The 25,162-nt window shown below is 62.7% G+C and carries 28 protein-coding genes and 4 tRNA genes; 21 read left to right on the forward strand and 11 right to left on the reverse strand.

What is annotated here, in order from left to right; all coding sequences use genetic code 11:
* Positions 1-61 precede the first annotated feature (61 nt).
* Complete coding sequence (locus FJW07_RS28135) at positions 62-676, forward strand: TetR/AcrR family transcriptional regulator (RefSeq protein WP_140859519.1); 615 nt, start codon at positions 62-64, stop codon at positions 674-676.
* A gap of 48 nt (positions 677-724) precedes the next feature.
* Here FJW07_RS28135 and FJW07_RS28140 read toward each other — a convergent pair whose 3' ends face one another.
* The 5 genes from FJW07_RS28140 to FJW07_RS28160 form a co-directional block, all read right to left on the reverse strand.
* The gene (locus FJW07_RS28140; protein WP_246672495.1) at positions 725-952 is read right to left on the reverse strand and encodes a hypothetical protein; all 228 of its coding nucleotides are present in this window, start codon (positions 950-952) and stop codon (positions 725-727) included.
* The gene (locus tag FJW07_RS28145; RefSeq protein WP_140707641.1) at positions 953-1,180 is read right to left on the reverse strand and encodes a hypothetical protein; all 228 of its coding nucleotides are present in this window, start codon (positions 1,178-1,180) and stop codon (positions 953-955) included. It lies immediately after the preceding gene.
* 8 nt (positions 1,181-1,188) lie between these two features.
* Complete coding sequence (locus FJW07_RS28150) at positions 1,189-1,434, reverse strand: hypothetical protein (RefSeq protein ID WP_140657593.1); 246 nt, start codon at positions 1,432-1,434, stop codon at positions 1,189-1,191.
* 83 nt (positions 1,435-1,517) lie between these two features.
* Positions 1,518-2,219 carry a Crp/Fnr family transcriptional regulator gene (locus FJW07_RS28155; protein ID WP_140707643.1) on the reverse strand — a complete coding sequence of 234 codons (702 nt, stop codon included), beginning with the start codon at positions 2,217-2,219 and terminating at the stop codon, positions 1,518-1,520.
* A gap of 332 nt (positions 2,220-2,551) precedes the next feature.
* Positions 2,552-2,627, reverse strand: a tRNA-Thr gene (locus FJW07_RS28160).
* Positions 2,628-2,777: 150 nt separating this feature from the next.
* Here FJW07_RS28160 and FJW07_RS28165 point away from each other — a divergent pair.
* The gene (locus tag FJW07_RS28165; RefSeq protein ID WP_095767587.1) at positions 2,778-2,945 is read left to right on the forward strand and encodes a hypothetical protein; all 168 of its coding nucleotides are present in this window, start codon (positions 2,778-2,780) and stop codon (positions 2,943-2,945) included.
* Positions 2,946-3,092: 147 nt separating this feature from the next.
* Here the strand turns inward: FJW07_RS28165 and FJW07_RS31830 are convergent, their stop codons facing one another.
* Entirely contained in the window at positions 3,093-3,335 is a 243-nt protein-coding gene (locus FJW07_RS31830; RefSeq protein WP_181182741.1) for a hypothetical protein, read from the reverse strand.
* A 191-nt stretch (positions 3,336-3,526) separates the two neighbouring features.
* On the opposite strand from FJW07_RS31830, the gene FJW07_RS28175 reads away from it, so the two are divergent.
* On the forward strand, positions 3,527-3,835 hold the full coding sequence (locus FJW07_RS28175) for a BA14K family protein (RefSeq protein WP_140859521.1): 309 nt from the start codon (positions 3,527-3,529) through the stop codon (positions 3,833-3,835).
* A 99-nt stretch (positions 3,836-3,934) separates the two neighbouring features.
* Here the strand turns inward: FJW07_RS28175 and FJW07_RS28180 are convergent, their stop codons facing one another.
* Positions 3,935-4,306, reverse strand: a complete 372-nt coding sequence (locus FJW07_RS28180) for a hypothetical protein (protein ID WP_246680887.1) — start codon at positions 4,304-4,306, stop codon at positions 3,935-3,937.
* 200 nt (positions 4,307-4,506) lie between these two features.
* On the opposite strand from FJW07_RS28180, the gene FJW07_RS28185 reads away from it, so the two are divergent.
* Positions 4,507-4,866: a hypothetical protein gene (locus tag FJW07_RS28185; protein ID WP_140646967.1), complete on the forward strand. Its 360-nt coding sequence runs from the start codon at positions 4,507-4,509 to the stop codon at positions 4,864-4,866.
* Here the strand turns inward: FJW07_RS28185 and bhcR are convergent, their stop codons facing one another.
* Positions 4,867-5,688 (reverse strand): HTH-type transcriptional regulator BhcR, encoded by an 822-nt coding sequence (bhcR, locus tag FJW07_RS28190; RefSeq protein WP_140859522.1) that lies wholly within the window; start codon positions 5,686-5,688, stop codon positions 4,867-4,869.
* Between the two features lie 203 nt (positions 5,689-5,891).
* Between bhcR and gcl the strand changes: the two genes are divergently transcribed.
* The 3 genes from gcl to FJW07_RS28205 all read left to right on the forward strand — a co-directional run bounded on the left by gcl (position 5,892) and on the right by FJW07_RS28205 (position 9,523).
* Positions 5,892-7,673 carry a glyoxylate carboligase gene (gene gcl / locus FJW07_RS28195; RefSeq protein WP_140859523.1) on the forward strand — a complete coding sequence of 594 codons (1,782 nt, stop codon included), beginning with the start codon at positions 5,892-5,894 and terminating at the stop codon, positions 7,671-7,673.
* A gap of 26 nt (positions 7,674-7,699) precedes the next feature.
* Positions 7,700-8,497 carry a 2-oxo-tetronate isomerase gene (otnI, locus tag FJW07_RS28200; protein ID WP_140859524.1) on the forward strand — a complete coding sequence of 266 codons (798 nt, stop codon included), beginning with the start codon at positions 7,700-7,702 and terminating at the stop codon, positions 8,495-8,497.
* Positions 8,498-8,605: 108 nt separating this feature from the next.
* Positions 8,606-9,523 carry a 2-hydroxy-3-oxopropionate reductase gene (locus tag FJW07_RS28205; protein ID WP_140859525.1) on the forward strand — a complete coding sequence of 306 codons (918 nt, stop codon included), beginning with the start codon at positions 8,606-8,608 and terminating at the stop codon, positions 9,521-9,523.
* 118 nt (positions 9,524-9,641) lie between these two features.
* Here FJW07_RS28205 and FJW07_RS28210 read toward each other — a convergent pair whose 3' ends face one another.
* Positions 9,642-10,499 (reverse strand): RNA methyltransferase, encoded by an 858-nt coding sequence (locus FJW07_RS28210; RefSeq protein WP_140859526.1) that lies wholly within the window; start codon positions 10,497-10,499, stop codon positions 9,642-9,644.
* 199 nt (positions 10,500-10,698) lie between these two features.
* On the opposite strand from FJW07_RS28210, the gene FJW07_RS28215 reads away from it, so the two are divergent.
* Together FJW07_RS28215 and FJW07_RS28220 are read left to right on the forward strand one after the other, a co-directional pair.
* Positions 10,699-10,783, forward strand: a tRNA-Tyr gene (locus tag FJW07_RS28215).
* 87 nt (positions 10,784-10,870) lie between these two features.
* Positions 10,871-10,944: transfer RNA gene (locus FJW07_RS28220), tRNA-Gly, on the forward strand.
* Between the two features lie 73 nt (positions 10,945-11,017).
* On the opposite strand, the gene FJW07_RS28225 is transcribed toward FJW07_RS28220, so the two are convergent.
* Positions 11,018-11,473 (reverse strand): YidB family protein, encoded by a 456-nt coding sequence (locus FJW07_RS28225; RefSeq protein ID WP_140859527.1) that lies wholly within the window; start codon positions 11,471-11,473, stop codon positions 11,018-11,020.
* A gap of 130 nt (positions 11,474-11,603) precedes the next feature.
* Here FJW07_RS28225 and FJW07_RS28230 point away from each other — a divergent pair, with 130 nt between their 5' ends.
* The gene (locus FJW07_RS28230) at positions 11,604-11,861 is read left to right on the forward strand and encodes a GlsB/YeaQ/YmgE family stress response membrane protein (protein ID WP_027170387.1); all 258 of its coding nucleotides are present in this window, start codon (positions 11,604-11,606) and stop codon (positions 11,859-11,861) included.
* A gap of 75 nt (positions 11,862-11,936) precedes the next feature.
* On the opposite strand, the gene FJW07_RS28235 is transcribed toward FJW07_RS28230, so the two are convergent.
* Positions 11,937-12,824, reverse strand: coding sequence for a DMT family transporter (locus FJW07_RS28235; RefSeq protein ID WP_140707658.1), 888 nt, complete (start codon positions 12,822-12,824; stop codon positions 11,937-11,939).
* Positions 12,825-13,052: 228 nt separating this feature from the next.
* Between FJW07_RS28235 and tuf the strand changes: the two genes are divergently transcribed.
* The 11 genes from tuf (at position 13,053) to rpoB (ending at position 25,040) form a co-directional block, all read left to right on the forward strand.
* Entirely contained in the window at positions 13,053-14,228 is a 1,176-nt protein-coding gene (tuf, locus tag FJW07_RS28240; protein WP_140646975.1) for an elongation factor Tu, read from the forward strand.
* Positions 14,229-14,508: 280 nt separating this feature from the next.
* On the forward strand, positions 14,509-16,047 hold the full coding sequence (locus FJW07_RS28245; protein ID WP_140859533.1) for a hypothetical protein: 1,539 nt from the start codon (positions 14,509-14,511) through the stop codon (positions 16,045-16,047).
* Between the two features lie 147 nt (positions 16,048-16,194).
* Entirely contained in the window at positions 16,195-16,680 is a 486-nt protein-coding gene (locus FJW07_RS28250) for a group II truncated hemoglobin (protein WP_140859528.1), read from the forward strand.
* Between the two features lie 137 nt (positions 16,681-16,817).
* Positions 16,818-16,893 (forward strand) — tRNA-Trp (locus tag FJW07_RS28255).
* A gap of 347 nt (positions 16,894-17,240) precedes the next feature.
* Positions 17,241-17,444, forward strand: a complete 204-nt coding sequence (gene secE, locus FJW07_RS28260) for a preprotein translocase subunit SecE (RefSeq protein WP_027170383.1) — start codon at positions 17,241-17,243, stop codon at positions 17,442-17,444.
* 27 nt (positions 17,445-17,471) lie between these two features.
* Positions 17,472-17,999, forward strand: coding sequence for a transcription termination/antitermination protein NusG (gene nusG / locus FJW07_RS28265; RefSeq protein WP_140545994.1), 528 nt, complete (start codon positions 17,472-17,474; stop codon positions 17,997-17,999).
* 185 nt (positions 18,000-18,184) lie between these two features.
* Positions 18,185-18,613: a 50S ribosomal protein L11 gene (gene rplK / locus FJW07_RS28270; RefSeq protein ID WP_095765524.1), complete on the forward strand. Its 429-nt coding sequence runs from the start codon at positions 18,185-18,187 to the stop codon at positions 18,611-18,613.
* Positions 18,614-18,617: 4 nt separating this feature from the next.
* Positions 18,618-19,316, forward strand: a complete 699-nt coding sequence (gene rplA, locus FJW07_RS28275; RefSeq protein WP_140859529.1) for a 50S ribosomal protein L1 — start codon at positions 18,618-18,620, stop codon at positions 19,314-19,316.
* 366 nt (positions 19,317-19,682) lie between these two features.
* A complete protein-coding gene (gene rplJ / locus FJW07_RS28280) occupies positions 19,683-20,201 on the forward strand; it encodes a 50S ribosomal protein L10 (RefSeq protein ID WP_140545996.1) in 519 nt (172 codons plus the stop codon).
* 54 nt (positions 20,202-20,255) lie between these two features.
* Positions 20,256-20,636: a 50S ribosomal protein L7/L12 gene (gene rplL, locus FJW07_RS28285; protein ID WP_059189560.1), complete on the forward strand. Its 381-nt coding sequence runs from the start codon at positions 20,256-20,258 to the stop codon at positions 20,634-20,636.
* A gap of 267 nt (positions 20,637-20,903) precedes the next feature.
* Positions 20,904-25,040 carry a DNA-directed RNA polymerase subunit beta gene (gene rpoB / locus FJW07_RS28290; protein WP_140659836.1) on the forward strand — a complete coding sequence of 1,379 codons (4,137 nt, stop codon included), beginning with the start codon at positions 20,904-20,906 and terminating at the stop codon, positions 25,038-25,040.
* The last annotated feature ends 122 nt before the right edge of the window (positions 25,041-25,162 follow it).

A 25,162-nucleotide genomic window follows, 5' to 3' on the forward strand; every position in this document is an offset into this window, starting at 1 on the left:
GAAGAAAAGTTGAACCAATTCTAAAATTGAGTCAATTATGATTTGTAGCAGAGAGGCTGGTATGAGCGGATTGCGCGAACGGCAGAAGGCGGACCGGCACCGCCGCATCATCGATGCGGCGACGGCGCTTTTCCGCGAGGCCGGCTATGAAGGCGCCAAGATCGAAGCGATCGCCGCACAGGCTGAAGTCTCGATCGGCACCATCTACAACTACTACCAGAACAAGGGCGACATCCTCGGCGCCATCGTGTCGATGGAAGTCAACGAGGTGCTGAATGCCGGGCGAGGGGTGGTCGCCAGCCCCCCGGCCAATGTCGGCGACGCGCTGGACACGCTGATCGGCATCTATATCGAGCACTCGCTGAATTATCTGAGCAAGGAGATGTGGCGTCAGGCGATGGCGATCTCGACCCAATTGCCCGACAGCCCCTTCGGCCAGGCCTACACGGCGCTCGACCGCGCGCTAACCGAGCAGATAAGCGCCCTGATGGCGCGGCTGCAGGAGATCGGCCTAGTGCGGCCGGACATCGACGGGCCGGCGGTGGGAGAGCTGATCTTCAACAACATGAACATGATGTTCATCGAGTTCGTCAAGCGCGACGAAGCGAGGATACCGGAGTTGCGCGCGGCGGTGCGAAGGCAAAACCGGATTTTGGTGTCGGCGATTGGGATGTGAGCCCTCAGGAAAGGTCCCAGCATGCAAGGTTCGCTTGATGAGCGGGCGCTAATCGAGTTTCAGGATGCGCCCCTTGTCGAGACGGAATATTCCGTCATTGCCCCCCTGGGACTCAAAATCGGTCTGCAAATCGTCCCATGTGCCGAGATATTGCCCGCAATCAGCGCATCTGATTGGCGTTGAAGGCTGGGCGTCGGCCGGGATCTGGAGGCGGATCGTCCCGCAAAAGGGGCACTCCAAAAGGTGATCCAGATATGCGCCCGCCATTGTCTTCATTCAGGGAACCTCGGCGTCGAATTCAACCGCAAATCCTGCGTCGATCGCGGCTCGTGCGATGTGATCGCCAAGTTGCCAATCCGTCAGCTCGCAGAGTGGGAACATCTCTCTCACGGCATGGACAGAGTCGGCGATCGAAATGCTCGTGTCGTCGACCTTATCGATCAGGTAACGGACAATCGCCTGCCGAACGTCCGACGAAATGGCTGTCTGGGCGATCGTGAGCATCTCCGACCCTACGAATGGAGCCGCATTTCCTCGCCCTCGGCCATCGTTGCGTCGAAGGCCACGGGGATGCCGTGAACGATGCAGGCCGCCGCCAACATACCCTCCAACTCGTGGTCGCTGGTTCTGCAGGCAGGCATAAGTGTCCGGATGGCGCGGATTGCCTGTGAGATGGAAAGGAACCGGGCTCGACCCCTGGAAAGGACATAGGCCTCGGTCGCCTTTTCAACCGTGACGCTGTGAAAAGCGTTGGTCATTGCGAGTTCCTCCCTGAACCCAAACCAACGTGATTTACGCCCTATTTTCAGCGGCCATCAAGCATATGTACGCTTCCGGACAATCAGCCGGAGACAACGTCGAAATGGCGTTGCTCTTCCTCGCCATAGGCACCGTGTGTGAGCTTAATCAGTCCGCTGCGATCGACGATCGTGATCTCGCCGCGTCTGGCTTGGACCAGCCCCCGATATTCAAGCATTTGCAGGGCCGTTGTGACCCCTGGGCGCCGGGCGCCAAGCATGGTCGCCAGAAATTCGTGCGTCAGGTAAATCTTGCTTCCTGAAGAGCGATCGTGGACCATGAGCAGCCACCGAGCCAGTCGCTCCTCGATCTTCGAGTGGCCGTTGACCAGCGCGGTCCGGGAGGCCTGGATGAGGAAGGCGTTGGCATAGCGAAGCAACGATCGGCCAAGGGTCGGGCTTTTTGCGAGGGCCGCGCGAAGATTTTCAACCGGCAGGCACCAGCCCTGGCCAGCGATCTGAATATAGGTCTCGTTGGGAGAGCTCTCCTGGCCGAGAATGACCGTAACACCCGTCATACCATCGTGGCCGATGATGCCGACTTCGCTTTGGCGCCCCCTAGTCATGGTAGCGACTACCGAAGCGATCCCCGTCTCGGGAAAATACACCTGCTCTATCGGCTGATAGGCGACCTCTAGCTGTTCTCTGATGCCCAGTTCGACGTGATGCATCGACGGCTGCAAGAGGGCGAAATCGTCACGGGCGAGGGATTTCAGTACGTGGTTGCGAAAAGTGGATTGAGGCATGGCTCTTCTCCCGTTGCGGGCAAGAGCACTTTCCTCTCACTGTCGGCTGCATCCGTACGTGCCTGGCGACCGATATCGAAAGCATAGGCTTCGGACGGCCGATTAGCAACGACGCTCGCTTGCATGCCAAACTTTGCATGCCGGATTTCGCATCGTTTCGCTTGATGATTTGCGCGAGTGTCACAAGCCTTGGCTAGGGCGGCACGTTACCCCTGCGTATACCCCTTAACCCCCGGCGTTGAAAAAGATAGCGGCTTTGCAAAGTGTTAGGCGATTGAACGAGCCCGCCAGCTCAAGTGCCGCGTTTAGATTTGCGGGGAAGACTGACTTTCTGGTGCCCCCGGCAGGGATCGAACCCGCGACCTTCGGTTTACAAAACCGCTGCTCTACCAGCTGAGCTACAAGGGCATGGCGCTCCGGTAGCATATTTCGTGCGCCAGTAAAGACAAAACTCCGTTTCGGCTTGCTAATGGATCCGGCGCTAAGCCGGCATGCTGAAAAGCGTCGCGCCGCTTCCTACATCTTGCTCAGGTGCAATCGCATCGAACGGGGTGCCGCATGATCAGATTCGTCATCATCCTGCCGCTCATCGTCGTGACCTGGCTTCTGCTGGTGAAGGTCGTCAGCGATCTGAAGAAGGCCAATATCGACTGGACCGGCGTCGCCACCTTCGTCGGCTTTATCGTGCTGGCCTTCTGGCTGAGGCATGTCACGGGGATGGGATAGAGTGAGTAGTCAGTAGTCGATAGTGAGTAGTGAGTATTTGTCGCCAGCCCTGCAGGCTCCTACCGACTACTGACTACTCACTCGATCCTTCGAACCTTTTGCCGCTTCGCCACGACTGATCTCCCGAGAGGCGAATGGTCGCCTCGATCAAGGATCCAGGAGATCATCATGTTGAAGCGTACCCTTACGTCCGGCCTCGTCGCCGTTTTCGTTGCCACCGGCGCGCTCGCCGCCACGGTCGAAACGTCCTCGGCCCATGGCAATCATCATCATCACCACCATAACCATCATCACCACAATCATCACGGCAAGCCCTGGTGGTGGTGGCACCACAATCATCATCACCACCACCACGGCAAGGTGATCATCTTCCTTTGACGAGAAGACCATTTGTCTTCGAAGGGCGGCCTCGGGCCGCCCTTTTTTGCATTTCGGGCGATCGGCAGTCGGAGGCGGGAGAAAGGCCGCGAAAATCGTCGGCGAAAAAATCTCGAAAAATCTTCGAACCTTTTTTCGGCTTGCTGCGACCCATGATCAAGAGGCGGATGGTTCGCCTCTCCACCGAAACCCAGGAGATCGTCATGTTCAAGCGCACCATCGTTTCCGGCCTCATCGCCACCTCCGTCGCCGCCGGCTCGCTCGTCGGCACCGTCCAGCCTTCGGCCGCCCACGACCATCATCACCGCCGCGAGCTCGGCATCGGCATCGCCGCCGGCGTCGGCGGTTTCGTGCTCGGCAGCCTGCTCGCCCAGCAGCCCCGCACCGTCTATGTCGAAGACGACGGCTACGACTCGATCCACGTCCGCCGCTGCTACGCCCGCTACGCCAGCTACGACGAGCGCACCGACACCTATATGAGCTACGACGGCCCGCGTTATTGCAGGCTCTAAGGGAGCCAAATCAACGACAGCAAAAGGGGCAGTACGCGCCCCTTTTCTTGCGTTCGAGCGCTATGCGTCCGCCCGATTGGTTTGAGGCGGACAGCGTTCTTAGGAATTGGGTTTCTGCTCGGGCAACGCCAATCCCGCCATGCGGCAGGCGCCGCTGACTGAAGCGTCGTTTATCGCGACGAGTTCAAAGCTGTTTCCGGCATCGGGATAAATCTTGCCGATGAACGGTTCGCTGCCGCCGGGAGAGCCCTTGTCGTCGACATAGCCGCACACCACGGTCTCGTCGCGGCCGTTCAGCGTGCGCTCTCCGGCAAGCATCGTTCCGAACTTTGCGGCGAGAGGGCTTTTCAGGTGCTGGCGGACGCCGGCGGTGATGATCTCCTCCAGGGCCAGCGAAATCGGAATAGGATCGACCTGTTGGTTGCTGCTGGGGCTGCCGACGGGTGCTGTCGGCGGCGGTGTCGTCGCCACGCATCCGCAAAGCGAGGCGGCGGATAGGAGATAAGCTGTTTTCCGCATCCATGCCCTTTCGCATGCATTCAAACGCCGCGGCAAGACAGCCCTGCGTCCGGCCCGGCAGTGGCCGGCCGGCTCTTGCGCAGCAACCACCGATGTACAGCGATTTTGCAAGCGTCTAGTCTGGCTTGGACGCCAATCGAGGGGAGGGTGGCTTGGACAATCAGGATCCCAAGGAAGAACGGGTCGAACCGGTTTTCCGCAACGGCACCATCACCATCGTCGGCATTCTGCTGGCGTTCTCGCTAGGCTTCATCACCCATTGGGCGGCCAACCCGATCCCATGGCAGACCTACCATCTGATTGCCGTCCTGCCGATCCTGGTCGGCATTGCGCTGCAGATCCGGGCTCTGGCCATTCTGCTCGACATCAAATCCCTGCAGCGAAGCATTCATGACCGCGCCAGTCGCATATTCATCGCCGGCCTCATCTTGGCGGCCTGTGGCGTCGGCCTGGCCATCCTGCTCGATTTCTTCGACATATCGGCCAAGAGCGCTTTGCCGGGCGCTTCCTAGTCAGAACGCTTTGCCGCCGCCGATCATCTTCGTCACTTCGACCGCGGCGTCGCGCACCAGCGGACCGATCTCGGCCAGTCGCTCGGGCGTGACCCGCACCGTTGGCCCGGACACCGAAACGCCGCCGATCGGCTCGCCATACTCGTTGAAGATGGCGGCGGCCACGCAGCGCATGCCAGGATGGCGCTCCTCGTCGTCGACAGACCAGCCGCGGCGCTTGATGGTCGCGAGGTCGTGTGCCAGCGCCGAGATGTCGGACAGCGTCTTGTCGGTATAGCGCTGTAGGCCCGCCTTGCGCAGGATGATCGCGACCCGTTCCGGTTCGAGATGCGCCAGCACCGCCTTGCCGATTCCGGAAGCATGGAAGGGGCTGCGCGTGCCCGGCCGGAAGAAGGCGCGGATCGCCTGGTGCGTCTCGACCTGGCTTACGAAGACGACGCAATCGTCCTCGGCGACGCCGAGATTGGCCGTTTCGCCGGTCTCTTCCATGAGTTCCTGCATGACGATGCGGGCGCGGTCGACGAGCTTGCGCCGGCGCAGGAAGGCCGCGCCCATGCGGTAGGTCTCAACGCCGATCGACCAGAGCTGGTCGGTCGTATCGAACTCGACCATGCCGTGGTTTTCCAGCGTCGTCAGCATGCGATAGGCGGTGGAGGCGGCAATGCCGCTTTGCGCCGCGATTTCGCTGAGCGACAGCCCGCTGGCCTCGGCGACGATTGCGAGGATCCGCAGCGCCCGGTCGAGCGACTGCACCGACGCCGCTTCGGACGGGCCGTTGAAGGCGCGCGGCCGGCCGCGCTGGCGTTTTTCCGTCGTTTCCATGCCTGTCATTCTCGCCGAGTTGACGCCGGATGCAATGAAAAAGTTTTTCAGTGATCGTCGCGGTGGATTTTCTGGAAAACGAAAAACAAAATAAAATCAGCTAACAAGAGGGGTTTTCTAGAAATGAAAAAATATTCTGAAAAAATTGAAAAATCAAAGGCGCACTGGCATTGTCGAGCCAACCAACGAAATGGAGGCTTGTCATGGCCAGGATGCGTGCTGTCGACGCAGCGGTTCTCGTTCTCGAAAAGGAAGGCATCACCAATGCCTTCGGCGTGCCCGGCGCGGCGATCAATCCGCTCTATTCGGCACTGAAGGCGCGCGGTACCATACGCCACGTGCTCGCCCGCCATGTCGAGGGCGCCTCGCACATGGCCGAGGGCTATACCAGGGCCAAGGCCGGCAATATCGGGCTGTGCATCGGTACCTCCGGTCCGGCCGGCACCGACATGATCACCGGTCTCTATTCGGCCTCGGCGGACTCGATCCCGATCCTCTGCATCACCGGCCAGGCGCCGCGCGCCCGTCTCAACAAGGAGGATTTCCAGGCCGTCGACATCGCTTCGATCGCCGCACCCGTCGCCAAATGGGCGGTCACCGTCATGGAGCCTTATCTGGTGCCGATGGCGTTGCAGAAGGCGTTCCACCTGATGCGCTCGTCGCGGCCCGGGCCGGTGCTGGTCGACCTGCCGGTCGACGTGCAGCTTGCCGAAATCGAATTCGACATCGACGCCTATGAGCCGCTCGCTCCGTTCAAGCCGGCGATGACGCGCGCCCAGGCCGAAAAGGCGCTTTCGATGCTCAACGAAGCGGAAAAGCCGCTGATCGTCGCTGGCGGCGGTATCATCAACGCCGACGCTTCCGATCTTTTGATCGAGTTCGCCGAAGTCACCGGCGTGCCGGTCATCCCGACGCTGATGGGCTGGGGCGCGATCCCCGACGACCATCGGCTGATGGCCGGCATGTGCGGCCTGCAGACCTCGCACCGCTACGGCAATGCCACGATGCTGGCATCTGACTTCGTCTTCGGCATCGGCAACCGCTGGGCCAACCGCCACACCGGCTCGGTCGATGTGTACACGAAGGGGAAGAAATTCATCCATGTCGACATCGAACCCACCCAGATCGGCCGCGTCTTCGCGCCGGATCTCGGCCTCGTCTCGGATGCGGGCGCCGCGCTGAAGATCCTGCTCGACGTCGCCACCGAATGGCGCACCGCCGGCAAGCTGCGCGACTGGTCGGGCTGGGCGAAGGAATGCCAGCAGCGCAAGAAGACGATGAAGCGCAAGACGCATTTCGAGCAGGTGCCGCTGAAGCCGCAGCGCGTCTATGAGGAGATGAACAAGGCATTCGCCCGCGACACCACCTATGTCACCACGATCGGCCTGTCGCAGATCGCCGGCGCGCAGTTCCTGCACGTCTACAAGCCGCGCAACTGGATCAATTGCGGCCAGGCCGGCCCGCTCGGCTGGACGCTGCCGGCGGCGCTCGGCGTGCGCGCCGCCGATCCGGACCGCGATATCGTCGCGCTCTCCGGCGATTACGACTTCCAGTTCATGATCGAGGAACTGGCCGTCGGCGCGCAGCACAAGCTGCCCTACATCCACGTCGTCGTGAACAACGCCTATCTCGGCCTGATCCGCCAGGCGCAGCGGGGTTTTTCGATGGACTACGAGGTGAGCCTCGCCTTCGAGAACGTCAACCGTGCAGGCGATCCGGAGGCGGGCTACGGCGTCGACCATATCGCGGTCGCCGAAGCGATGGGCTGCAAGGCGGTCCGCGTGAAGAAGCCCGAGGAATTCGCCGCCGCCTTCAAGGAAGCGCAGCGGCTGATGAAGGAGCACCAGGTTCCGGTCGTCCTCGAATTCATCCTCGAGCGCGTCACCAACATTTCCATGGGCACGGAAATCGACAAGATCACCGAGTTCGAGGAACTTGCCGAACGCAACGAGGATGCGCCGACGGCCATCATGATGTTGGATTGAGTTCAGGCGGGCGAAGGAGAAAAAGCATGCCGCGTTTTTCAGCCAATCTTTCGATGCTCTTCGGCGAGCATGAGTTCCTCGATCGCTTCGACGCCGCGGCCCGCGCCGGCTTCAAGGGCGTCGAATATATCGGCCCCTATGATCATGCGCCGGACGTCGTCGCGGCTTGCCTGAAGAAGAACGGCCTCAGCCAGGTTCTCTTCAACCTGCCGGCCGGCGACTGGGCGAAGGGCGAGCGCGGCATTGCCGTGCTGCCGGACCGCGTGCCGGAATTCCGCCAGGGCGTCGCCAAGGCGATCAGCTACGCCCATGCGCTGGGCTGCGAGCAGATCAACTGCCTGGCCGGCATCGCGCCGCAAGGGGCTGACCGCACGGTGTTCGAGAATGTCTTTGCCGACAATCTCGCCTTCGCGGCCGAGAAGCTGGAGCAGGCCGGGATCAGGCTGCTGATCGAGCCGATCAACACCCGCGACATACCGGGCTTCTTCCTCAACTTCAGCGACCAAGCGCTGGCGCTGATGGACCGCATCGGCTCGAAGAATATCTATTTGCAATACGACATCTATCACATGCAGATCATGGAGGGGGATCTCGCCCGTACCATCGAGGCGAACCTCGGCCGCATCGCGCATATCCAGCTTGCGGACAATCCCGGCCGTCACGAGCCGGGGACGGGCGAGATCAACTATCCTTTCCTCTACGACCACATCGACCGCCTCGGCTATTCCGGCTGGATCGGCGCCGAGTACAAGCCGAAGGCCGGCACGGAAGCCGGGCTCGGCTGGTTCAGCAGATTCGCCGGGCAGGGAAGCGCCGCGGCTTAAGAGCCGGCGCCGAAGCTGCCAATCTCCCCCCTCGTGGGGGAGATGTCCGGCAGGACAGAGAGGGGCGCGAAGGAACGCGACCTCGACAATTGCGACGGGAGAACATCAATGGAAACCATCGGTTTCATCGGACTGGGCATCATGGGCGCGCCGATGGCGGGACATCTTCTCGACGCCGGCTACAGGGTCATCGCCAGCGACCATCGCTCGAAACCGCCGGCCGATCTCGTCGCCAAGGGGCTGAAGACCGTTTCCGGCCACAACGCGGTGGCCAAGGCCGCCGACATTATCATCACCATGGTGCCTGACACCCCGCAGGTCGCCGATGTGCTGTTCGGCGGGAACAGCGTTGCCTCCGGTCTGTCGAAGGGCAAGCTCGTCATCGACATGAGCTCGATCTCGCCGATCGCGACCAAGGAATTCGCGAAAAAGATCAACCAGCTCGGCTGCGATTACCTCGACGCGCCGGTGTCTGGCGGCGAGGTCGGCGCCAAGGCGGCGTCGCTGACCATCATGGTCGGCGGCGAGGAAGAGCCATTCGAACGCGCCAGGCCGGTGTTCGAGAAGATGGGCAAGAACATCACGCTGGTCGGCCCGAACGGCGTCGGCCAGACCACCAAGGTCGCCAACCAGATCGTCGTGGCATTGACTATCGAAGCGGTCGGCGAAGCTCTCGTCTTTGCCTCGAAGGCCGGCGCCGATCCGGCCAAGGTCAGGCAGGCGCTGATGGGCGGGCTCGCCGCTTCGCGCATCCTCGAAGTGCATGGCGAACGCATGATCAAGCGCACCTTCGCGCCGGGCTTCCGCATCGAACTGCACCAGAAGGACCTCAATCTGGCGTTGGAAGGCGCCAAGGCGCTGGGCGTGTCGCTGCCCAACACTTCAACGACACAGCAGCTGTTCAATTCCTGCGCCGCCAATGGCGGGTCCAGCGAAGATCACTCGGCGCTGGTCAGGGCGCTGGAGCGGATGGCGGCGCATGAGGTTGGCGCGGAAGCAACGCAAGCCAAGGGCAAGGCGGCTTAGGTGAGGGGACGGCGGCTCAACGTTCCCACGCCGCCTGCTCTTTTCCTGTCAGAGAACGGGTTCCTGCGTTGCTCGCCGGAACCCGTTTTCGCTTCGATGCCCAGGGACCGATCCGGGTTCAGCGCCTCAGGAATGCGTTCGCCGCGTAGAGGCTCACCGCTGCCGCGTTCGACACGTTGAGCGAGTGGATGGCGCCCGGCATGTCGAGGCGAGCGAGCGCGGCGACCGTCTCGCGGGTCTTCTGGCGCAGGCCCTTGCCTTCGGCGCCCAGCACCAACGCGATTTTCTCGCCGTCGAAGGTCTTCTCGAGCTCTGCCGGCCCCTCGGAATCGAGTCCGATGGTCTGGAAGCCGGCCTCGTGCAATTGACCCAGCGCATCGGCGAGGTTCTTCACCTCGATCTGGTCGATATGCTCCAGCGCGCCGGAGGCGGATTTGGCCAGCACGCCGGATTCCTGCGGGCTGTGGCGGGCGGTTGTGATCAGCGCGCCGGCGCCGAAGGCGACGGCGGAGCGCAGGATCGCGCCGACATTGTGCGGGTCCGTCACCTGGTCCAGCACCAGCACCAGCTTTGTGTCGCCGAGAGCGTCGAGGCGCTTGGCCTTGAGCGGCTCCGCCTCGATCAGCACACCCTGGTGCACGGCGTCGGACCCAGTGATCCTGTCGATGTCCTTCGGTTCGACCAGTTCGGCCTTGAAGGGCAGGGCGGCAAGGTCGCCGATCGAAAGCCGCTCGGCTGCGTTGCGGGTCACCAGCATCTTCCTGATCCTGCGGCGCGGATTGTCGAGCGCGGCCCGCACCGTGTGCAGGCCGTAAAGCCGCACCAGTCCGTCGGCGGGCGCGTCGCCCGGCTGCATCGGCTGGCGCGGCCGGAATGCCGGCGGCCCGCCCGCTTTCTGGTCGCGGTGCGCGCGCCTCAGCTTGGCGTAGTGGGTGTCCTTGCGCGTGCCGGGCTTGTTGCTTTTATCGTCGCTCATGGCGGCTTCTATAGCCGTCCCGTCCGGCTAAGGATATGGGCTGAAGACATGAATGCCGGACATCCTCGAAAAACCCTCGCCGCGCCGGTTGACACCCACCGGCCTTGCCGCCATAAGGCGCTTCGCTGATTTCGGAGAAGATCTTACTCGGGCTTCGGATCGGCGAAAATGCCTCGTTGCATGGCTCCGGCGGCAGACTGGAGAGGTGCCCGAGTGGTTAAAGGGGACGGACTGTAAATCCGTTGGCTTAGCCTACGTTGGTTCGAATCCAACCCTCTCCACCACTGCCGGCCCGGAAGCCCTGAAACGAAAAGTCTCGGACCGAAAGTGCATGGCGCTTTTCGGGTGAATCCGGTACCTCAGTGCAGGGCGCGGGTATAGCTCAGTGGTAGAGCAGCAGCCTTCCAAGCTGAATATGCGGGTTCGATTCCCGCTACCCGCTCCAGATTTCCTCTTCGCATCCCCCAAAGAAAACGCCGCGCGCCGTGGCACGCAGCGTTTCCATCTTATCCAGACGTTTAGCTGTTGAAGGCCGAGGCGACCTGATGGTTCTGCGGCACTTGGCCGTTCGGCGTCAGCTTGTCGACGATGCCGGGCAGCGCCGTGGAGAGCTGCTGCAGCAGTTCCTGCTCGTTCATACCGGTGCGCTGCGCGATTTCGCGGATCACCGCTGGGCCGAGCGCCGAGCCGAGATCGCCCGGGTTGATCGACTGGTTCTGGCCGGTGCCGACCCATGAGTCGGCGACGTTGCCATGGCCGGCATTCTTCAGCTTGTCGAGCAGGCCGCCGAGACCGCCGAGCAGGCCGCCATCGGCGGACGCGTCGGTTCCCGCGGGCGTCGGCGCCGGCGCTTGCGGCATGGCCGCCTCTTCGCTTCTGCCGCTCAGCATCTTGCCGACCAAAAGCGCGCCGAGCGCGATCATCAGGGGTTTGGTGATATTGCCGCCCGGAACGGCGTTGTCGAAAAGGCCCATAGTGGATCTCCTTGTCCAGCCAAGTCCGCCCGGCCCCACAATGGCGCAAACGGACGGAATTTCAAGCTGTCTTGAGCTTTTGACAATCATATGACCATGATGGCGCGGCGGGGAAATTTGGAGGGAAATTATGGGCATTATCAGCTGGATCATTCTGGGCATCGTTGCCGGCTTCATCGGCAGCAAGATCGTCAACAAGACCGGTCAGGGCATGATCATGGATATCGTGCTCGGCATCGTCGGCGCCATTGTCGGCGGCGTTATCTTCAGCGCGTTCGGCGCGTCGGGCGTCACCGGCCTCAACATCTGGAGCTTGATCGTCGCTGTGATCGGCTCGGTCGTCGTGCTCTGGGCCTATCACCAGATTTCCGGCAAGCGCACGCTGTAGAGGCAAGCAAAGCCGCATTTGACCGGCTGCTGAAGGTCGACCCATTCCGGGTCGACCTTGGTTGGACTCGTGTCGTCAGGCGACCATCGCCAGCCGGCGTTTTCTTTCGTCGAGCGAGACGATGGCGAGGCCGCTGGCCATCACCAGCAGGATGCCGCAGACGGCGAGCGCGTTGGGAAACTGGCCGAACACCAGCAGTCCCGAAATAACCGCCCAGACGGTGAAGCAGTAATAGAAGGGCGCGACCGCGCTTGTCGGCCCGACCCGGTAGGCCATGAAGATGAAGAAATGGCCGAAGATCAGGAACAGGCCGGCGCCGGCGATCAGGAGCAGATGATGTCCTTCCGGCATCACCCATTGCTCGGAGACGAGATGCGCCGCGCCTGAGCCGACCAGCACCACCACGATAGCCGAGATGGCGACGATCATGCCCGGCACCTCGGCGTCCACCTTGCGCCCGGCAAGGTCGCGCACCGCCGCGAAGGCGGCGTTGCCGAGCGCGAGCAGCGCATAGACCGAAATGCCTTGCATGGTCGGCTGCGCCACCATGAGCGCTCCGACAAAGCCAAGGCCGATCAGCGCCATGCGCGTGGCGCCGATCTTTTCGCCGAACAGCATCGAGGAGCCGACCAGCACGATGAGCGGCGTGACCTGCCCGAGCGCGGTGGAATCCGCGATCTGCATGTTGGCCAAGGCGACGACATAGCAGAGGATCGCCAGAAGCTCGAACAGGTTGCGGCGCAGCACCTTGCGCTCGAAGAGCAGCGGGATCTGCCTTGCGTAGCCAAGCATCAGAAGCAGCGGCACGCCCCACAGCGTGGCGGCCGCGCCGCGCAGAAGGAGCACTTCATAGGGCGGCAGTCCGGCGGTCGCGAGCTTCATCATCGTGTCGTTGACGAGGTAGGACCCCGTCGAGACGGTCATGAACAGCGGACCGCGGATGTTTGCTGGAATGAACTGCATCCGGCGAACAAGATCAGAGCGGCGCGCCGGCGGCAATGGGCCAGCCCGGAGCCTTTGATTTTACGCGCGGCGCCCCTATATCCGCGCCATATCCCACTGAAATCGACCGTTGGTTCGGGTCGAGCGGGAATCCGCTCAGCCACAAGGCACTTGTGTTTTTCGGCCGTTGTCGCTAATCGCCCCGCATTCGACTGAACTGAAGGTCAAGGCCGTCCAAGGAAAGAGACTATGGCAAAAGGTAAATTCGAGCGCACCAAGCCGCATGTGAACATTGGCACGATCGGCCACGTCGATCATGGCAAGACGTCGCTGACGGCGGCGATCACGAAGTATTTTGGCGAATACAAGCGCTATGACCAGATCGACGCGGCCCCGGAAGAGAAGGCGCGCGGCATCACGATTTCGACGGCGCATGTCGAGTATGAGACGGCCAACCGTCACTATGCCCATGTCGACTGCCCCGGCCACGCCGACTATGTGAAGAACATGATCACCGGTGCGGCGCAGATGGACGGCGCGATCCTGGTCGTTTCGGCCGCCGACGGCCCGATGCCGCAGACCCGCGAGCACATCCTGCTTGCCCGCCAGGTCGGCGTTCCCTCGATCGTTGTGTTCCTGAACAAGGTCGACCAGGTCGACGACGCCGAGCTTCTCGAACTGGTCGAGCTCGAGGTTCGCGAGCTTCTGTCGAAGAACGAGTTCCCCGGCGACGACATTCCGATCGTCAAGGGCTCGGCGCTGGCTGCGTTGGAAGATTCCAACAAGACCATCGGCGAGGACGCCATCCGCGAACTGATGGCTCAGGTCGACGCCTACATCCCGACGCCGGTTCGTCCGCTGGACAAGCCGTTCCTGATGCCGATCGAGGACGTGTTCTCGATCTCGGGCCGCGGCACGGTGGTGACCGGCCGCGTCGAGCGCGGCATCGTCAAGGTCGGCGAGGAACTGGAGATCGTCGGCATCCGTCCGACCACCAAGACGACCTGCACGGGCGTCGAGATGTTCCGCAAGCTGCTCGACCAGGGCCAGGCCGGCGACAACATCGGCGCGCTCTTGCGCGGCGTCGACCGTGAAGGTGTGGAGCGCGGCCAGGTTCTGGCCAAGCCCGGCACGGTCAAGCCGCACAAGAAGTTCGTTGCCGAAGCCTACATCCTGACCAAGGACGAGGGCGGCCGCCACACGCCGTTCTTCACCAACTACCGTCCGCAGTTCTACTTCCGCACGACGGACGTGACGGGCATCGTGACGCTGCCGGCCGGCACCGAGATGGTGATGCCCGGCGACAACATCACCGTCGACGTCGAGCTGATCGTGCCGATCGCCATGGAAGAGAAGCTGCGCTTCGCCATCCGTGAAGGCGGCCGCACCGTCGGTGCCGGCATCGTCGTCACCATCAAGGAATAATCGATCCGGCACTTGCCGGTTCGACACGGAAAGGGCGGTCTTCGGGCCGCCCTTTTGCTTTCGAGTGGTATCGCGCTGCCCTTTTCAATTCTGTTGCAAGCACCGTCCCCGCAACTAGTATGGGTTGTACCCGAGGGGCTTGCCAGACGTGGTTTCGACATTCCGTTCAAAGACCATGCGGTGTTGGCGCGGGCTGCTTCGGCTGGGATTGGCCGCTGCCGCAGGGCTGGCCGCGCTCAGCGCCGCCGCAAAGGAAACGCCCGCGGACTACGGTCCGGCGATGCGCTTCGTCGTCGTGCGCAGCAGCGCGCCGGGCTGCGAGCCGAACTGCCCGGAATGGATTTCCGCCGAAGGCACGATCGAGGCCGGCACGCCGGCGCAGCTGAGACGCCTGCTGAAGACGCTCGGCGGGCGGCAATTGCCGATCGTCGTCAATTCACCAGGCGGCAATGTCGATGCCGCGCTGCAGCTTGGCCGCATGGTCCGCAAGAACAAGCTCGATATCGCGGTCGGCATCACGGAGTTTTCCGGCTGCTCGCCGGGGATGAAGAACTGCCTGGACAATGGCCGCAAGGGCCAGCCCTATTCCGGCGTCGCTTATGACAGCGGCGCGATGTGCAATTCGGCCTGTCCGCTGATGTTTGCCGGCGGCATCCGCCGCGTGGTCGGCGAATGGGCCTATCTCGGTGTGCACCAGATCACCACCACCTACCAGCGCGAGAAGCCGCTCTACCGCACGACTTATCGGATCGTGAACGGCAAGAAGAAGATCGTCAGCACCAGGATCGTCAGCCGCAAGAATGCCGGCAGCTACAAGACCTATGAGATGAGCAGGACGGTCGAGAAGCGGCTGTCGGCCTATCTGAAGGAAATGGGCGTCGAGCAGGGCGTGCTGGGCGTGATGAAGGCGACGCCTGCCAGCGACATCAGGCAAATCGAGCCCGAAGACATGCTGGAGATGAAACTCGTCACCAGTCTCGATTCGCTCGACCTGCTGACCGAGAGAACCATCTGCCAGCGCAATCCGGCGCCTGCGAATTGTCGCGAGGTTCCCGCGAACGGCGTGCCCGCCGCGGTCGCGGCCGTCGAAGCCGGGCCTTCACCCATTGCGCCGGTTCCCGCGCCGGCGCCGCAGGCCCGCGAACAGGAGATGCGCTTCGTTCTTGTTCGCGGCAGCAATCCGCTTTGCAATCCCGATTGTCCGGAATGGATTTCGGCGGAAGGCACGATCGCCACAGGTACGGCCGACAAGCTCCGCCAACTGCTCGATACGATCCGTGAGCGCCGGTTGCCCATCATTGTCGATTCGCCGGGTGGAGACGTGCAGGCTGCGCTTGCGGCGGGCCGGCTGATCCGTGAGCGCGGGTTGGATGTCGCAGTCGCCCGAACGGATTTTCTCGATTGCGATCCGGGCGCAGTGGGGTGCGTCGCGGCGGACGGTCTCCATGCCGGGCTTACCATCGACGCCGGCGCCGAATGCGATGCGGCTTGCGCGGTGATGATCGCCGGCGGCGTCCGGCGCCTGGTTGGCGCCGGTGCGCATTTTCTGGTGCATTCCATGGGCACGGAAGACAAGGTCAGGGCGTATCTTGACCAAATGGCGGTCGGCTCGGGCTTTTTCGTTGCCATGCAGTCGGCCGAATATGCGAAGCACAGGGAACTCAGCCGGGACGAACTGAAGACATTCGGGCTGACAACCGGGCCGCAGTCGGTCGACGCGCTGACGGGCGCCACCATTTGCAGATCCGCGCCCAGGCCGGACAATTGCCGCGTTCTTCCGGCCGCCGATGCCGAGGCGAAGGCGCCAGCGAAGCTGTAGAGCAATTCCAGGAAAAGTGTTTACGGTTTTGCGTCCGGAATTGCGTAAACAAAGGAGATAGCGCGTACTGGCCATCGAGGCAGGTTGAGGGGGGCAGGGCGCTGCCACTATCCTGCTCGTGCTTTTATACACAGTGGAGGAGCGGCGATGAGCGAGGACATCCCGACTTTATATGCGTGGGCCGGTGGCGGCGAGGCGCTGAACCGGCTGACCCGGACCTTTTATGACAAGGTGGCTGCGGATCCGGTCGTCGGGCCGGTATTCAGGCACATGTCGCCGGATCACCCGGCGCATGTCGCCGCCTTCATCGGCGAAGTCTTTGGCGGGCCGAAGACCTACAGCGAGAAGCATGGCGGCCATCGCGAAATGGTGATGCATCACCTTGGCAAGCACCTGACCCAGGAACAGCGCCGCCGCTGGATCAATCTCCTTGCCGACGCGGCGGACGAGGTCGGCCTGCCGGACGACCCCGAATTCCGCTCCGCCTTCATGGGCTATGTCGAATGGGGATCGCGGCTGGCGAAGATGAACTCGAATCTGGGCGAGACCTGCGATCCCGAGACCGAGCCGATGCCGGCCTGGGGCTGGGGCGTGCCGGGCGGACCCTATAAGCCGGCGGCCGGGAAATCTTAAAGAGCGGGCGCGCCCGCGATCGATTGCTGGCAGCCATGCAATTCAGATTTTCGGCAAAGGTTCCAAAACCGCTGCCGAGTGCTCTTTACAGAGTGCCCGGAAGCTTTTAGGAAGCGCCTGCGCCGAACAGCGCATGCACGGGCATAGCTCAGTTGGTAGAGCGGCGGTCTCCAAAACCGCAGGTCGTAGGTTCGAGCCCTGCTGCCCGTGCCATTTTCCAAACGGCAAAACAAAGCTCTTCCGGTTGAAAATCGGCGGGTGGCTTGCCATATGGTGGGAATTGGGGCATAAGCCCCGCATAGCCGGGACGGGACGACTGGATGGTTCCGAGGCGGCGTTAGGACATAAAGCGGACCCTTGCCACTTGCGTGGATTAAGAATCGGTTTTATGTAAACAAGACAGACACGCGACGCGTGGAGCTGGGAAGCCGGCTTTACGCGTCTGATTTGCGTGGGTGAAATAGCGGCGCTGATTCGCGCCGCATAGAGCCCAGGCGGCACGTCCCGGTCAGCGGGATCATCCAGGAGGCCCGGCCAACGGGTCTTGAAACAGGCGGCACATGGCTTCGAAAACCACTAATCCCTTCACCTTTCTCCAGCAGGTTCGCGCGGAGACGGCCAAGGTGACATGGCCCTCGCGGCGCGAAACCATGATCTCGACCGTGATGGTCCTGGTGTTCGCGGTGATCGCGATGCTGTTCTTCTTCGCTGCCGATATTCTAATGGGCTACGCGATCGAGTGGATCCTGGGTCTCGGACATTAATTCGGCGGTTTACGGAGAGGTCGTGAAATGACTGCACGGTGGTATATCGTCCACGCCTATTCGAACTTCGAGAAGAAGGTCGCCGAGGATATCGAGAACAAGGCCAAGCAGAAGGGCCTGTCCGGTGACATCGAGCAGATCGTCGTGCCGACCGAGAAGGTCGTCGAGATCCGCCGTGGCCGCAAGGTCGATGCCGAGCGCAAGTTCTTCCCGGGCTATGTGCTGTTGAAGGCCAATCTGACCGATGCCGTGTTCTCGCTGGTCAAGAACACGCCGAAGGTCACCGGCTTCCTGGGCGACTCCAAGCCCGTGCCGATCACCGAGACCGAGGCGCAGCGCATCCTGAACCAGGTCCAGGAGGGCGTCGAGCGGCCGAAGCCTTCGGTCACCTTCGAGATCGGCGAGGCGATCCGCGTTTCGGATGGTCCGTTCGCGTCGTTCAACGGCGTCGTCCAGGAAGTGGACGAGGAGCGTGCCCGCCTCAAGGTGGAAGTTTCGATCTTCGGGCGCGCCGTGCCCGTCGATCTGGAATTCGGACAGGTCGAAAAGGGCTGATCCGTAGACCCGCGCCGGAAGGCGTTGGTACACCCGCGCCGCGAGGCGTCGGGAGCGGCGGCAGACGCCGCATGAACGGGTGGGAGGCGAAGGCGGCACAGCCGGCCGTCGGAACCGCACCACCAGACTGCAACCGCCGGCGTTGCCCGAGAATGGGGCCGGCATGAGAAAAGGCAGGAATAGAGATGGCTAAGAAAGTTGCAGGCCAGCTCAAGCTCCAGGTTGCCGCGGGCTCGGCCACGCCGTCGCCCCCGATCGGCCCGGCGCTTGGTCAGCGCGGCATCAACATCATGGAATTCTGCAAGGCGTTCAACGCGCAGACCCAGGAGCTTGAGAAGGGATCGCCGATCCCGGTCGTCATCACCTACTACCAGGACAAGTCGTTCACCTTCGTCATGAAGACGCCGCCGGTGAGCTACTTCCTGAAGAAGGCAGCCAACCTGAAGTCGGGCTCCAAGGAGCCGGGCAAGGTCAAGGCCGGCACGATCAGCCGCGACAAGGTGCGCGCGATCGCAGAGCAGAAGATGAAGGACCTGAACGCAAACGACGTCGAGGCGGCCATGCGTATGGTCGAGGGTTCCGCCCGCTCGATGGGCCTGGAAGTGGTGGGCTAAGATCATGGCAAAGATTGCAAAGCGTATTGCCAAGAGCCGCGAAGGCATCGATCCGAACAAGGCTTACGCCCTCTCCGAGGCGCTGCAGCTGCTCAAGGACCGGTCCAAGGTTAAGTTCGACGAGACCGTCGAGATCTCGATGAACCTCGGCGTCGATCCGCGCCACGCCGACCAGATGGTCCGCGGCGTGGTCAACCTGCCGAACGGCACCGGCCGCTCGGTGCGCGTCGCGGTGTTTGCCCGTGGCGACAAGGCCGAGGAAGCCAAGGCCGCCGGCGCCGATATCGTTGGCGCCGAGGATCTGGTCGACATCGTCCAGAAGGGCACGATCGATTTCGATCGCTGCATCGCGACGCCGGACATGATGCCGCTGGTCGGCCGTCTGGGCAAGGTTCTCGGCCCGCGCGGCATGATGCCGAACCCGAAGGTCGGCACCGTGACCACCGATGTGGCCGCGGCCGTCAAGGCTTCGAAGGGCGGCGCCGTCGAGTTCCGCGTCGAGAAGGCCGGCATCGTCCAGGCCGGCGTCGGCAAGGTCTCGTTCGACGTCAAGGCGCTGGAAGAAAATGTCCGCGCCTTCGCCGATGCGGTGACCAGGGCCAAGCCCGCGGGCGCCAAGGGCAACTACGTCAAGAAGGTGTCGGTCGCCTCGACGATGGGCCCCGGCCTCAAGCTCGACATCGCGACGCTCGCCGCGTCGTAAGTGTCATCTGATCGGCTAGGCCGATCGCAAAAGAATTCCGGACCGCCGATCCGTCGGCGACCCGGAACCCCGGAAGCCGAAAGGTTTCCGGATATCCTGTCCGAGATTGCAGGCGGCCCAAAAGCCTTAATTCACTTGGGCCTGCATGAGACGGGTGAAGACCCGACAAAGGAGCCAAGCTCCAATGAAAGGTTCGAACCGTGTTTGCCTTTTGTCTGCGCACTATCCGGCGTGCCGGCTGGTGTGGCGAAAGGGGGCAGGATCCTCGAGCGTCGTTCGGGAGATCCGTATTGGATGGCCCGGCCGGCAAAAGGCAACCCGACGCCTGACCTCGTTAATGGGGCAGGGGTCAACTGGAGATAGGCAGTGGACAGAGCGGAAAAACGCGAACTCGTCACGGGCCTGAATGATGCGTTTTCAAGCGCTGGTTCAGTCGTCGTGGCCCACTACGCCGGTATCACCGTCGCGCAAATGAACGACCTTCGGTCGAAGATGCGCGCCGCCGGTGGCACCGTCAAAGTCGCGAAGAACCGTCTCGCCAAGATCGCTCTTCAGGGCACGGACTCCGCATCGATCATCGATCTGTTCAAGGGACAGACGCTGGTCGCTTATTCGGAGGATCCGATTGCGGCGCCGAAGGTCGCGTCCGATTTCGCCAAGGGGAATGACAAGTTGATCATTCTCGGTGGCGCGATGGGTACGACCTCGCTTGACGCCGACGGTGTGAAGGCACTCGCCACACTACCGTCGCTCGACGAGCTGCGCGCCAGGCTGGTTGGCATGATCGCCACGCCGGCTACCCGGATCGCCCAGATCGTCAATGCGCCCGCGGCTTCGGTCGCGCGTGTCATCGGCGCTTACGCCCGGAAGGACGAGGCGGCATGAGGCCGTTCCTCGCTGTCAACAACACACGTTCGAACCTAGTGAAGGAATACAAAAATGGCTGATCTCGCAAAGATCGTAGACGACCTTTCGAAGCTGACCGTCCTCGAGGCGGCCGAGCTGTCGAAGCTCCTGGAAGAGAAGTGGGGCGTTTCGGCTGCCGCTCCGGTGGCGGTTGCCGCTGCTGGCGGCGCTGGTGCCGCTGCCGCTGCTCCGGCTGAAGAGAAGACGGAATTCGACGTCGTTCTCGCCGATGCCGGCGCCCAGAAGATCAACGTCATCAAGGAAGTCCGCGCCATCACGGGCCTTGGCCTCAAGGAAGCCAAGGACCTGGTCGAAGCGGCTCCGAAGCCGGTCAAGGAAGGCGTTTCCAAGGCCGACGCCGACAAGTTCAAGGCTCAGCTGGAAGCAGCTGGCGCCAAGGTCGAGCTGAAGTAAGCCTGTTAGGCGAGGGCGGACGGTCTCGCGCCGTCCGCCCCCTCCCTTGACGAAGGGAGGGTTCTGTTGCGCGAGGCGTTTGAAAACCTCTTTCCTGAGGGCCGAAAAGCGGCCTTCCGGAAACGGGTTTTCTCCCGTTTTAGCCGGTAGCCGCCAAACCATTGGCAGGGCGGCCGGAAAACAGATAGGGGCAGCCGCCAAGGCCGCCCGTTGGTGCAAGGCGAGCCGCGGCGAGGTTCGTCCCGAGTTTATAGCTAAGGAGCGACGATGGCCCAGACCCAGACTTTCAATGGCCGCAGACGCGTACGCAAGTTCTTCGGAAAGATCCCGGAAGTTGCGGAGATGCCGAATCTCATCGAGGTTCAGAAGGCATCCTATGACCAGTTCCTGATGGTGGACGAGCCCAAGGGCGGCCGTCCGGACGAAGGGCTGCAGGCCGTTTTCAAGTCGGTCTTCCCGATCTCCGACTTTTCCGGCTCCTCGATGCTGGAGTTCGTGAAGTACGAGTTCGAGGCACCGAAATTCGACGTTGACGAGTGCCGTCAGCGCGACCTGACCTATGCTGCCCCGCTGAAGGTGACGCTGCGCCTCATCGTGTTCGATATCGACGAGGATACCGGCGCCAAGTCGATCAAGGACATCAAGGAGCAGGACGTCTACATGGGCGACATGCCGCTCATGACGTCGAACGGCACCTTCATCGTCAACGGCACCGAGCGCGTCATCGTCTCGCAGATGCACCGTTCGCCGGGCGTCTTCTTCGACCATGACAAGGGCAAGTCGCACTCGTCGGGCAAGCTTCTGTTTGCCGCGCGCGTCATTCCCTATCGCGGTTCGTGGCTCGACATCGAGTTCGATAGCAAGGACGTCGTGCACGCCCGCATCGACCGCCGCCGCAAGATTCCGGTGACGTCGCTCTTGATGGCGCTCGGCATGGACGGCGAGGAGATCCTGTCGACCTTCTACAACAAGATCACCTACAAGCGCGCCGGCGACCACTGGCGCATTCCGTTCAACGTCGAGCGTTTCCGCGGCCTCAAGGCCGTCGGCGACCTGGTCGACGCCGACACCGGCGAGATCGTGGTCGAACAAGGCAAGAAGATCACCGCCCGCCAGGCTCGCCAGCTCGGCGAGAAGGGTCTCAAAGCCATCAAGGCGACCGACGAGGACCTGCTCGGCAACTACCTTGCCGAGGACATCGTCAACTACGCCACCGGCGAGATCTTCCTCGAAGCCGGCGACGAGATCGACGACAAGACGCTGAAGGTGCTGCTCGGCACCGGCGAGGACGAGATCCAGATCCTGGACATCGACCACGTCAACGTCGGCGCCTACATCCGCAACACGCTCAACGTCGACAAGAACGAGAGCCGCCAGGACGCGCTGTTCGACATCTACCGCGTCATGCGCCCGGGCGAGCCGCCGACGCTCGAGACCGCCGAAGCCATGTTCAACTCGCTGTTCTTCGACAGCGAGCGCTACGACCTGTCGGCCGTCGGCCGCGTCAAGATGAACATGCGCCTCGAGCTCAAGGCCGAGGACACCGTGCGCGTGCTGCGCAAGGACGATATCCTGGCCGTGGTCAAGACGCTGGTCGAACTCCGCGACGGCAAGGGCGAGATCGACGACATCGACAATCTCGGCAACCGCCGCGTGCGTTCGGTCGGCGAGTTGATGGAGAACCAGTACCGTGTCGGCCTGCTGCGCATGGAGCGCGCGATCAAGGAGCGCATGTCCTCGATCGAGATCGACACGGTCATGCCGCAGGACCTGATCAACGCCAAGCCGGCGGCTGCCGCCGTGCGCGAGTTCTTCGGTTCCTCGCAGCTGTCGCAGTTCATGGACCAGACCAACCCGCTGTCGGAGATCACCCACAAGCGCCGCCTGTCGGCGCTTGGACCGGGCGGTCTGACCCGCGAGCGCGCCGGCTTCGAGGTGCGCGACGTGCACCCGACGCATTACGGCCGCATTTGCCCGATCGAAACGCCGGAAGGCCCGAATATCGGTCTGATCAACTCGCTGGCTACCTTCGCGCGCGTCAACAAGTACGGCTTCATCGAAAGCCCGTACCGCAAGATCGTGGGCGGCAAGCTTACCAACGAGGTCGTCTACCTGTCGGCGATGGAAGAGGCCAAGCACTATGTCGCGCAGGCCAACGCCGAGCTCGACAAGAACGGCAGCTTCGTCGACGAGTTCGTCATTTGCCGTAACGCCGGCGAAGTGATGATGGCGCCGCGCGAGAACGTCGACCTGATGGACGTCTCGCCGAAGCAGATGGTGTCTGTCGCAGCAGCGCTCATCCCGTTCCTCGAGAACGACGACGCCAACCGCGCGCTGATGGGCTCGAACATGCAGCGTCAGGCCGTGCCGCTGGTGCGCGCCGAGGCGCCGTTCGTCGGCACTGGCATGGAGCCGGTCGTCGCCCGGGATTCGGGCGCGGCCATCGGCGCCCGCCGCGGCGGCGTGGTCGACCAGGTCGACGCGACCCGTATCGTCATCCGCGCCACGGAAGACCTCGATCCCGGCAAGTCCGGCGTCGACATCTACCGGCTGATGAAGTTCCAGCGTTCGAACCAGAACACCTGCATCAACCAGCGTCCGCTGGTGCGCATGGGCGACCGCGTCAACAAGGGCGACATCATTGCCGACGGTCCCTCGACGGAGCTCGGCGATCTGGCGCTCGGCCGCAACGTGCTGGTCGCGTTCATGCCGTGGAACGGCTACAACTACGAGGACTCGATCCTGCTCTCCGAGCGCATCGTGGCCGACGACGTCTTCACCTCGATCCACATCGAGGAGTTCGAGGTCATGGCGCGCGACACCAAGCTCGGGCCGGAGGAAATCACGCGCGACATTCCGAACGTTTCGGAAGAGGCGCTGAAGAACCTCGACGAGGCCGGCATCGTCTATATCGGTGCCGAGGTGCAGCCGGGCGACATCCTGGTCGGCAAGATCACGCCGAAGGGCGAAAGCCCGATGACGCCGGAAGAAAAGTTGCTCCGCGCCATCTTCGGCGAAAAGGCCTCGGACGTCCGCGACACCTCCATGCGCATGCCTCCGGGCACCTTCGGCACGGTCGTCGAAGTGCGCGTCTTCAACCGCCACGGCGTGGAGAAGGACGAGCGCGCGATGGCGATCGAGCGCGAGGAGATCGAGCGTCTGGCCAAGGACCGCGACGACGAACAGGCGATCCTCGACCGCAACGTCTATGCGCGTCTTTCCGACGTGCTGGTCGGGAAGGAAGCGATCGCCGGACCGAAGGGCTTCAAGAAGGGCTCGAAGCTGTCGAAGGACACGCTCGACGAGTATCCGCGTTCGCAGTGGTGGCAGTTCGCAGTGGAGAACGAGAAGCTCCAGGGCGAACTCGAGGCTCTGCGCGGCCAGTATGACGAGTCCAAGAAGGCGCTCGAGCAGCGTTTCATGGACAAGGTCGAGAAGGTGCAACGCGGCGACGAAATGCCTCCGGGCGTCATGAAGATGGTCAAGGTCTTCGTGGCGGTGAAGCGCAAGATGCAGCCGGGCGACAAGATGGCCGGCCGTCACGGCAATAAGGGTGTCGTGTCGCGCATCGTTCCGGTCGAGGACATGCCTTTCCTCGAGGACGGCACGCATGCCGATATCGTGCTCAACCCGCTGGGTGTGCCGAGCCGCATGAATGTCGGCCAGATCCTGGAAACGCATCTGGGCTGGGCTTGCGCAGGCATGGGCAGGAAGATCGGCGAGCTGATCGACGCGTATAAGGGTGGCGGCGATATCAAGCCGCTGCGCAAGACGCTGGAAAGCTTCATGCCGGCCAACGACCGCAACGAGCCGATCCGCGAGTATGACGACGAGAGCATCGTTCGCCTGAGCGAGCAGATGCGCCGCGGCGTCTCCATCGCGACACCGGTGTTCGACGGCGCGCATGAGGCCGACATCAACACCATGCTGGAGCAGGCAGGCCTGCACACCAGCGGTCAGTCGCAGCTCTATGACGGCCGCACCGGCGAGCCGTTCGATCGCAAGGTGACGATGGGCTATATCTATATGCTCAAGCTGCATCACCTGGTGGACGACAAGATCCACGCGCGTTCGATCGGTCCGTACTCGCTCGTCACCCAGCAGCCGCTGGGCGGCAAGGCGCAGTTCGGCGGCCAGCGCTTCGGCGAAATGGAGGTCTGGGCGCTCGAAGCCTACGGCGCGGCCTACACGCTGCAGGAAATGCTGACGGTGAAGTCGGACGACGTCGCCGGCCGCACCAAGGTCTACGAGGCGATCGTGCGCGGCGACGACACGTTCGAGGCGGGCATCCCCGAGAGCTTCAACGTTCTCGTCAAGGAAATGCGCTCGCTGGGCCTCAATGTCGAGCTGGAGAACACCCAGGTCGAAGAGACCCCGACGCGTCTGCCCGACGCAGCCGAGTAAAGCCTACGGCGCGCCGCTCTAGGATGCGGCGCGCCCTTCAAATTTTTCGGTCGGGCAACCGGCCAGTCTGCGGACATTTCGTCCGCGATCGATGCAAGGGGTTATCGAGGACCCCGAAAAGG

The sequence above is a fragment of the Mesorhizobium sp. B3-1-9 genome (assembly GCF_006439595.1).
In the GTDB taxonomy this organism is placed as follows: Bacteria; Pseudomonadota; Alphaproteobacteria; order Rhizobiales; family Rhizobiaceae; genus Mesorhizobium.

Excerpts from the sequence above, each read along its gene's own strand:
- FJW07_RS28135 (WP_140859519.1), top strand. The coding sequence starts at position 62 with ATGAGCGGATTGCGCGAACGGCAGAAGGCGGACCGGCACCGCCGCATC.
- FJW07_RS28140 (WP_246672495.1), bottom strand. The coding sequence starts at position 952 with ATGAAGACAATGGCGGGCGCATATCTGGATCACCTTTTGGAGTGCCCC.
- FJW07_RS28145 (WP_140707641.1), bottom strand. The coding sequence starts at position 1,180 with ATGCTCACGATCGCCCAGACAGCCATTTCGTCGGACGTTCGGCAGGCG.
- FJW07_RS28150 (WP_140657593.1), bottom strand. The coding sequence starts at position 1,434 with ATGACCAACGCTTTTCACAGCGTCACGGTTGAAAAGGCGACCGAGGCC.
- FJW07_RS28155 (WP_140707643.1), bottom strand. The coding sequence starts at position 2,219 with ATGCCTCAATCCACTTTTCGCAACCACGTACTGAAATCCCTCGCCCGT.
- FJW07_RS28165 (WP_095767587.1), top strand. The coding sequence starts at position 2,778 with ATGATCAGATTCGTCATCATCCTGCCGCTCATCGTCGTGACCTGGCTT.
- FJW07_RS31830 (WP_181182741.1), bottom strand. The coding sequence starts at position 3,335 with ATGGTCTTCTCGTCAAAGGAAGATGATCACCTTGCCGTGGTGGTGGTG.
- FJW07_RS28175 (WP_140859521.1), top strand. The coding sequence starts at position 3,527 with ATGTTCAAGCGCACCATCGTTTCCGGCCTCATCGCCACCTCCGTCGCC.
- bhcR (WP_140859522.1), bottom strand. The coding sequence starts at position 5,688 with ATGGAAACGACGGAAAAACGCCAGCGCGGCCGGCCGCGCGCCTTCAAC.
- gcl (WP_140859523.1), top strand. The coding sequence starts at position 5,892 with ATGGCCAGGATGCGTGCTGTCGACGCAGCGGTTCTCGTTCTCGAAAAG.
- otnI (WP_140859524.1), top strand. The coding sequence starts at position 7,700 with ATGCCGCGTTTTTCAGCCAATCTTTCGATGCTCTTCGGCGAGCATGAG.
- FJW07_RS28205 (WP_140859525.1), top strand. The coding sequence starts at position 8,606 with ATGGAAACCATCGGTTTCATCGGACTGGGCATCATGGGCGCGCCGATG.
- FJW07_RS28210 (WP_140859526.1), bottom strand. The coding sequence starts at position 10,499 with ATGAGCGACGATAAAAGCAACAAGCCCGGCACGCGCAAGGACACCCAC.
- FJW07_RS28225 (WP_140859527.1), bottom strand. The coding sequence starts at position 11,473 with ATGGGCCTTTTCGACAACGCCGTTCCGGGCGGCAATATCACCAAACCC.
- FJW07_RS28230 (WP_027170387.1), top strand. The coding sequence starts at position 11,604 with ATGGGCATTATCAGCTGGATCATTCTGGGCATCGTTGCCGGCTTCATC.
- FJW07_RS28235 (WP_140707658.1), bottom strand. The coding sequence starts at position 12,824 with ATGCAGTTCATTCCAGCAAACATCCGCGGTCCGCTGTTCATGACCGTC.
- tuf (WP_140646975.1), top strand. The coding sequence starts at position 13,053 with ATGGCAAAAGGTAAATTCGAGCGCACCAAGCCGCATGTGAACATTGGC.
- FJW07_RS28245 (WP_140859533.1), top strand. The coding sequence starts at position 14,509 with ATGCGCTTCGTCGTCGTGCGCAGCAGCGCGCCGGGCTGCGAGCCGAAC.
- FJW07_RS28250 (WP_140859528.1), top strand. The coding sequence starts at position 16,195 with ATGAGCGAGGACATCCCGACTTTATATGCGTGGGCCGGTGGCGGCGAG.
- secE (WP_027170383.1), top strand. The coding sequence starts at position 17,241 with ATGGCTTCGAAAACCACTAATCCCTTCACCTTTCTCCAGCAGGTTCGC.
- nusG (WP_140545994.1), top strand. The coding sequence starts at position 17,472 with ATGACTGCACGGTGGTATATCGTCCACGCCTATTCGAACTTCGAGAAG.
- rplK (WP_095765524.1), top strand. The coding sequence starts at position 18,185 with ATGGCTAAGAAAGTTGCAGGCCAGCTCAAGCTCCAGGTTGCCGCGGGC.
- rplA (WP_140859529.1), top strand. The coding sequence starts at position 18,618 with ATGGCAAAGATTGCAAAGCGTATTGCCAAGAGCCGCGAAGGCATCGAT.
- rplL (WP_059189560.1), top strand. The coding sequence starts at position 20,256 with ATGGCTGATCTCGCAAAGATCGTAGACGACCTTTCGAAGCTGACCGTC.
- rpoB (WP_140659836.1), top strand. The coding sequence starts at position 20,904 with ATGGCCCAGACCCAGACTTTCAATGGCCGCAGACGCGTACGCAAGTTC.